We start from the raw sequence: 7,723 nt of genomic DNA on the forward strand, positions 1-7,723 counted from the left end.
CCCGCCGCCGGTGCGGCGGGAGGCCGGCGCTGGGGAGAGGCCGGTGAACCGCCGGTGCAGCAGGATGGCCAGGCATCCGGCGCAGAGCAGCGAGAGGGTCTGCCACCAGGGAAGACCGGCTTCCCTGGGGTCTGGAGGGGGGTTCGGCATCGGGTTCTTCCCGTGACTTTCGCGCGTTGGTGGAACCTGCTGGCGCCCGATCGGCTCTAGAGGGCCGGAGGGCAGTGGCTTGCGGGGTTCGTCCACTCGGTGTCCCCCGGACGGCTGTCGCACGGGGCGGCGGTCCGTGCGGAAGCCGGACCGGATCCGGAGTCCGACGCCGCGCCGGAAACGATGCTGCCCGCAATACCCACGGCCAGCGCCGCCGTGCAGAGGAGCCGAGTGAACTTCATGCTGTTCTCCTGAGAAAGTGAATTCCGATCTGATTCCTGCCGGGTCTTTCTTTCCGGTGACTCAAGAATCCCCGGACGGGAACTCGGGGTCCAGCGGGTGCGGGCCTCAGCAAGGTGCGTGGCACGAAAGGGAGGGGTCCAAAACATGGACAGAATCAGCGATACCGGGGCATCCGCCGGGGCGTCGGGAGCGTTACCGCCCCCGCCGCACCCGGCCCGGGCCCCGCACCCCGGCCCGGCCCGGGCCCCGCACCCCGGCCCGGAACGGGTCCCGCACCCCGGCCCGGAACGGGTCCCGCACCCGTCCCGGGAACGGGGCCAGGACCCGGGCCCCGAACGGAGCCGGCACCCAGGACCGGTCCCGGACCCGCTCCCGGCTGCGGCCCCGGGGCCGGACCGGTTTTCGGCTCCGGCTCCGGCTCCGGCTTCGTCCCCGGTCCCGGACCCGCTCCCGGCTCCGTCCCCGGTCCCGGTCCTGCCCTCGGCTCCGGCCTCTGCCGCGGAGCGGGAGCCGTGCCCGAACCGAGGCCAGGACCCACGCCCGGACCCGGCACCGGTTGCCGGCCTGGAGCCGGACCTGGCTCCGGTCGCGGCCCGGTCTCCGCACCCAGCCCCAGCCCCAGCCCCTGCCCCTGCCCCTGCCCCGGCCACGGACAGCGCTCCAGCCCCGAGCCCGGACCCGCTTCCGGCTCCGGCCCCCACCGCGGACCAAGCCCCAGCTCCGCACCCTGCGCAGGCCTTGGACCGGGCTCAGGCCCCGGCTGCGGCTCCGGACCGGGAGCTGCACCCGAACCCGAACCGGGACCCGAACCGGGACCAGGAGCGGGACCCGGCCGCGGACCGGGCGTTGTTCCCGGCCTCGGCCCCACACCGAAAGCAGGGCTCGCCCCCGCGTCCGGAACGGGAGCCGTACCCGCACCCGGGCCAGGACCAGAACCCCCTCCCGGCCCCGTCCCCGTCCCCGGCCCCAGCCCCGGTCGCGTCCTTGCCCCCGGCCGCGGACCGGGCCTCGCACCGGGATCAGGCCCCTGCTACGGCCACGGATCGGGCTCCGGCCCCAGTCCTGGATGCAGGCCCGGGCCCCGAGCCGCACCCGGCCCCAGCCCCGGTTCTGGCCCCGGGCCCGGGCCGTGCTCAGCACCCGCACCCGCACCGGGACGCGCACTCTTCCCCGGCCCCTGACCCGCTCTCGGGCCTGGCGCCGGGCGTGGGCCAGGCCACGCTCCCGTTCGTGGCCGCGGATCGAGCCCCGCTCCCGTTCCCTGTCTCGGCAGCGACCCCGGCTTCGGGCCCGGCTGTGGCTGCAGTGCCGGCTTCGGACCCGCTCGCGTCCGCGGCCTCGGACCGGGAGCCGCATCGGGACCAGGCCCCGTTCCCGTTCCCGGTCGTGGCCGCGGATCGAGCCCTGGATCCGTTCCCTGTCCCGGCTGCAGCTTCAGCCCCGCTCGCGTCCGCGGCCGAGTCCCCGCTCGCGTCCGCGGCCGAGTCCCCGGTTGCGGACCGAGCCGCGGCCCCGCCTCCGCCTCCGTATCCGTTCCCGGAGCCGGCGGCGGGGGAGGCCGCGGAGCTCGGGCCGGTCGCGGTCCGGCTCTACACCCGGCTGCTGGAGGGCGGCCCCCAGCCGACCGCCGCCCTGGCCGCCGCGCTCGGCCTGAGCGAGGAACACACCGAGCACGCCGCCGCCGAACTCCTCCGCCACCGTCTCCTGGCCCGCGACCCCGACGCCACCCCCGCCCGGTGGCGGGCCGTCAGCCCCTACACCGCCGCCGCCGAACTGGTGGGACCGGAGGAGAACCGGCTGCGCCGCCGCCTGGAGACCCTGGAACGCACCCGCGCCAGGCTCAGCTCGCTGATCCCCCTGTACGAGGAGACCTACCGCCGTGGTGCCGACTCCGGCGCCGTCGAGGTCGTCGAGTCCCGCGACCGCGTCATGCTCCTCATCGCGGACACCGCGGCCCGCTGCACCGAGGAGGTCCTCACCGTCCAGCCCGGCGGCGGCCGCCCGCCCGGCTACCTCGAACGCGCGCTTCCGCGGGACCTGGAGATGCTGGGCCGCGGAGTACGCCTGCACACCCTCTACCAGCACACCGCCCGTTACAGCCCCGGCACCCAGGAATACGTCCGGGCCGTCAGCGCCGCCGGCGCCGAGGTCCGCACCCTGGGCGAACTCTTCGGCAAGATGCTGGTCTTCGACCGTGCCACGGCCTTCCTCCCGGTCTGGGACAACCCCGACGCCGCCGTCGTCCTGCGCGAACCCTCCGCCGTCGCCTTCCTCTGCTCGGTCTTCGCCAACGCCTGGGGCCTGGCCGAGCCCTTCTCCGCCTCCTACACCGCGACCACCGCGACCCAGCTGCAGGACACGATCGCCGGCCGGCTCGCCGGCGGCGCGAAGGACGAGCTCATCGCCCGCCGGCTCGGCATGTCCCTGCGGACCTGCCGGCGCCACATCGCCGAGCTGATGGACGAACTGGGCGCCGAGAGCCGCTTCCAGGCCGGATACCTCCTCGCCCTGCGCTCGGCGTCCACCGCCCCACCGCCCGCAGACCCCCACCGCGCCACCACCGCCCCCTGACCCCCGCCCGGGCCGGCCGACCCACCGACCCACCGGCCCGCCGACCCGGCCCGTCGGCCGGTCGGCCGGTCGGCCAACCGCCGTTTGTCTGGCAGGATCCCCGCCCGGCGGGAGGCCGTTGACCGGGCTGGCCCACCGGCCGGCCACCCCGCCGGCTGGGGCGCAGGGGCCTGCTCTACCTGTCCGGCGGGAGCCCCACCCCGCCGGTCATCTGCAGGACCGCCGGCCCCCGGGCCGCACCCGGGGCCGGCGGGAAGCCCTGCCTGGGCGGGCCTACCGGCCGGCCACCGCCGCCCCTGCCCGGCCGGCCGCCGCCTCCCCTGCCCGGTCGGCTCCCGGCAGCCCGCGCCCGGTGGGGAGACCCAGGGCCCTCTCCGGCCGGCTGCCACCTGCCCGGCCGGGGCCAGGACCCTGCCCGCCGGCCATCCGCAGGGATCTCCGCCCGCCCCCGCCCGCCCCGACCGACCGCAGAACCTCCCCCGGGCCGCCACCGGCCGACCTTCCGCCCCGTAGGACCCCACCCGAAAGCTCTGCCTGGGTGGGCCCGCTGGCCGGCCGCCGACCACCCCCGGAGGCCCTGTCCGGGTGGGCGCTCCGCCCGGCCGCCGCCGCCCGGCAAGGCCCAGGGGCCTGCCCGCCCTGCCAGGCGGGAGCCCCCTGCCGCCCACCCGCAGGATTTCCGCCCGGGCCGTCCCCCGGGGCCGGCGGGAAGCCCTGCCGGGCAGGCCCACCGGCCGGCCACGCCCGCCCGGCTGGGAGCCCAGCCCTCCCCGCACTGCCCGGCGGGAGCCCCAACCCGCCGACGATCCGCAGGGAACCCCGCCCGCCCCGGCCATCCGCAGGACCTCCGCCCGGCCCGTCCCCGGCCGACCGCCCCCGAGCAGGCCCCGGCCGACCGCCGCCCGGCAGGCCCCCGCCCGGCGGGAAGCCCTGCCCGAGGGGGCCCACCGCCCGTCCCCGCCCGCTCGGCCACCACCCGTCCCCGCCCGGCCAGCCCCGGCCGACCCCCGCCCGGTGGGAGCGCCCCGGCCACCCGCCCGGACCGACCCGCAGGCCCCCGCCCGGCGGGAAGGCACTCCGCCCGCGCCACGTGTCGAACACCCATCCCGCCCCCATCCTTCAGGAGTTGGTGTCACGCCAGGAGACGAGCAGCCCCGGCAGAGGGAAAGCCCTGACCGGACGGGGTGGGACGGGGCGGAACGGCCCGGTGGCAGCGTTTCCATCTCGTTAAGGATTCACTTCTTGACGGCAGCGGTGCGGGCACGTTGACTGCCTCCACCCCGGCCGTACGGACACGGCCCCGTCAGGGAGGCTCACCTCGTGAACGCGTACCTGGGGCGTGCCCCCATAGCTCTGGCCGTCGTGGCGCTCGCCGCCGCACTCACCGCCTGCGGAACCACCGAAGAAGGCGGCAGCGGCAGCAGCGACGCGGTCAGGATCGGCCTGCTGCTCCCCGAGAACGAGACCGCGCGCTACGAGAAGTTCGACAAGCCGCTGATGGAGAAGAAGGTCGCCCTGCTGACCCTGGGCAAGGGCAAGGTCCTCTACGCCAACGCGGCCGGGGACGCGGCCCGGCAGAACACCCAGGCCGAAGCGATGATCAAGGACAAGGTGGACGTCCTGGTCATCGACGCGGTGGACTCCAAGGCCATCGCCGGCGCGGTGACGAAGGCCAAGGAGGCCGGCATCGCGGTCGTCGCCTACGACCGCCTGGCCGAGGGCCCGATCGACGCCTACACCTCCTTCGACAACGAGGACATCGGCCGCGTCCAGGGCAAGGCGATGCTGGAGGCCCTGGGCGACAAGGCCAGGACCGGGAAGATCGTCATGATGAACGGCGCGGTCACCGACCCCAACGCCGCCAGCTTCAAGGCCGGCGCCCGCTCCGTGCTCGACGGCAAGGTCAACGTCGGCAAGGAGTACGACACCGTCGAGTGGAAGCCGGAGAACGCCGGCGCCAACATGACCGCCGCGCTCTCCGCACTCGGCAGGGACAAGATCGTCGGCGTCTACTCCGCCAACGACGGCATGGCCGGCGGCATCATCTCCGCCCTCAAGGCCGCCGGCGTCTCCCCGCTGCCGCCGGTCACCGGCCAGGACGCCGAACTCGCCGGCATACGCCGCATCGTCGCCGGCGACCAGCACATGACCGTCTACAAGCCCTACGCCCGCGAGGCCGAGGCCGCGGCCGAACTCGCCGTCCTCCTCGCCAAGGGCGACAAGATCGACGGCATCATCAACCAGGTGGTCTCCAGCCCCACCAACAAGCGCGTGCCGGCCGTCCTGATCCCCGGCACGGCGGTGAACCGGAACAACATCGCCACCACCGTGGTCCTCGACGGCGTCTACAGCATCGAGGACATCTGCACCGAAACCCTCAAGGCCACCTGCGAAGAGATCGGCCTGAAGTAACCCCCGCCCCACCCCCGCCCCCGCCGCACCCCACCCGCGCGGGCCCCGCGCAGATCCGCCCACACAAGATCTACGCGGGCACGCGCGGGTCCACGCGGCTCCTGCGGGCCGCGTGGACCTGTGCGGGCCCCCGCGCGCGGGCGGGAGGTGCCGGCGGCGGCACCGGACATGAAGGAGTACGCCGCCGGACCCGCCCACCCCGGCCCCCTCGTGCTCCCGGCGCCGCCCTGCCCGCACCCCGGCACTCCCTCGCCGCCCCGCATCCCCTGGCCGCCCCGCGCGGCCCACGCCGCCCGTACCGTCCGCGCCGCTTTGCGCTGCCAGTGCCGCTCGCGCAGCCGTACCGCCCGCTGCCCTCGCCGCTCCGTGCCCGCCCGTGCAGGCCCGCGCCGCCCGAGCGGCCAGGGCCGCCTCGCAACGCCCGTACCGCCCGCTGTCCGCCCGCGCCGGCCCGTGCTGTCTCCGCTGCCGCACCGGCCCGCGCTGCTCGTACCGCCTGCACTGCAGTACCACTTCGCCCCCCTGCACCAGCCCGCCCCGCCTCGCGTCCCCCGTGCCGGCCAGGGCCGCCTCGCGTCTCCCGTGCCGGCCAGGGCCGCCTCGCGTCTCCCGTGCCGGCCAGGGCCGCCTCGCGTCCCCCGTGCCGGCCCATACCGCCCGGTGTCCGCCAGTGCTGCTCGTACCGCCTGCACTGCCAGTACCGCCTCGTGCCTCCGTGTCAGCCCGCGCCGCCTGGCATCCCCTGGTGTCGCCCGTACCGCCCGCTGTCCGCCCGCGCCGGCCCGTGCTGCCTCCGCTGCCGCACCGGCCCGCGCTGCCTGGCATCCCCCTGGTGCCGTCCGAGCTGCCCGCGCCGCGCCTTTCGCCGCCCACGCTGTCCGAGCCGCCAGTGCCCCTCGTACCGCCTGCTGTCCGCCCGCCCCGCCCCTCGCCTCGCCCCGTGCCGGCCCGCCCTGCCCCGCGCCCCCCGTGCCGCCCCGCGCCCCCCGTGCCGCCCCGCGCCCCCCGTGCCGCCCCGCGCCCCCCATGCCGCCCCGCGCCCCCGCGCCGGCCCCGCGTCCCCGCGCCGGCCCCTCGCCCAAGGGCCCGCGGTTCTCAAGCAGATCGTCGCCGGTCCCGGCGCCGGCGACGCCTACGCCCGTGAGACGGCCTCGCTGCGCATCGCCGCCCGGACCCGGCCCCCGGCGGCGCCCGTGCTCCTGGCCACCGACCCCGGGCAACAGGTCCTGGTGACGGAGCACCTGGACCACCGCGAACCGGCCCCCCGACTGGATCGTCGGCTACGCCGCCGCGCTCGCACGCCTGCACGCCACCACCGGCCCCCAGGACACCGGTACGCTGCCGCGCCGGCCGGGCCCGGAGCCGGCCGACGCCGCCGCCTTCCTCCGGCCGGCCCGGACACTCGCCGTCCCCGCACCCGTCACCGACAGTGCGGCCGGTGAACTCGCGAACCTGCTGGACCGGCTCGGCCGGGCACCCGGGCACGCCCTGCTCCACGGCGGCCCCTGCCCCGGCAACGACCTCCACACCACCGAGGGGATCAGCTTCGTCGACTTCGAGCAGGCCTGCCTGGGCAGCGCCCTGACGGAGCCGGCCTGCCTGCGCATCGGCTTCCCCACCTGCTGGTGCGTCACCTCGCCGCCCGAACCGCTGCTGCGGCGGGCCGAGGACGCCTACCGCGCCCAGTGGCGCGCGGCGACCGGCACCGACGTGGCCGGCCTGGCCGACGGCGGCCTCACCGACGCGTGCGCCGGCTGGCTGCTGCGCGGCGACGCACTGGTCCGGCGGGCCCGCCGCGACGGCACCGACCACCTGGCCCGCGCCGCGCGCCGGGACTGGACGTGGGGCACCGCGACCGCCCGCCGGCGACTGCTCCACCGCCTGCGGACCGTCGCCGCGATGACCGCCGGCCATCCCGCCCTGGCCGGTGTGAGCGACCTCACCACCGCCATGCACCACCGCATGCTCACCCGCCGGCCCGCACTGCGCCCGGTGCCCGCCGTACGCCCCTCGGCCACCCCTGAGCCACCCCTCCCGGGCCACCCCGAGCCCCCTCCCGGGCCACCCCCCGAACCCCCTGGCCGAACCAGCCCTCCTGAGCTCCTGAGCACCCTCCGAACACCCCCCGAGCCCCCGAGCGCCCCCGGGAAAACTCCGCCCGGGGAACCTGCGGACGTCCTTCGGACAGCCTCCCCGACCCGTGAGGAGCAGGCCGGGAGTGCACCCCTGCGCACAACCCCGTAAAGATCCGCAAAAGATCCGCAAAAGCCCGTAAACCCAGGTAGAAGCACCTGTAAGCCCCGCGGAGAGCCCCGGCGAAGAGCCCGGCGGGGCCCCGCGGAAAAGG

Annotated in this window: 3 protein-coding genes; all 3 read left to right on the top strand. The window is 76.8% G+C overall.

Going from position 1 to position 7,723, the window contains the following annotated elements:
- The first annotated feature begins 1,779 nt into the window (after window positions 1–1,779).
- Window positions 1,780–2,964, top strand: coding sequence for a LuxR family transcriptional regulator (locus AAT21_RS14360; protein WP_157879687.1), 1,185 nt, complete (start codon window positions 1,780–1,782; stop codon window positions 2,962–2,964).
- A 1,320-nt stretch (window positions 2,965–4,284) separates the two neighbouring features.
- Window positions 4,285–5,376 carry a sugar ABC transporter substrate-binding protein gene (locus AAT21_RS14365; RefSeq protein WP_046776942.1) on the top strand — a complete coding sequence of 364 codons (1,092 nt, stop codon included), beginning with the start codon at window positions 4,285–4,287 and terminating at the stop codon, window positions 5,374–5,376.
- Window positions 5,377–7,086: 1,710 nt separating this feature from the next.
- On the top strand, window positions 7,087–7,620 hold the full coding sequence (locus tag AAT21_RS38360) for a hypothetical protein (protein ID WP_063838094.1): 534 nt from the start codon (window positions 7,087–7,089) through the stop codon (window positions 7,618–7,620).
- The last annotated feature ends 103 nt before the right edge of the window (window positions 7,621–7,723 follow it).

Source organism: Streptomyces yangpuensis (assembly GCF_001005295.1).
Lineage (GTDB): Bacteria > Actinomycetota > Actinomycetes > Streptomycetales > Streptomycetaceae > Streptomyces > Streptomyces yangpuensis.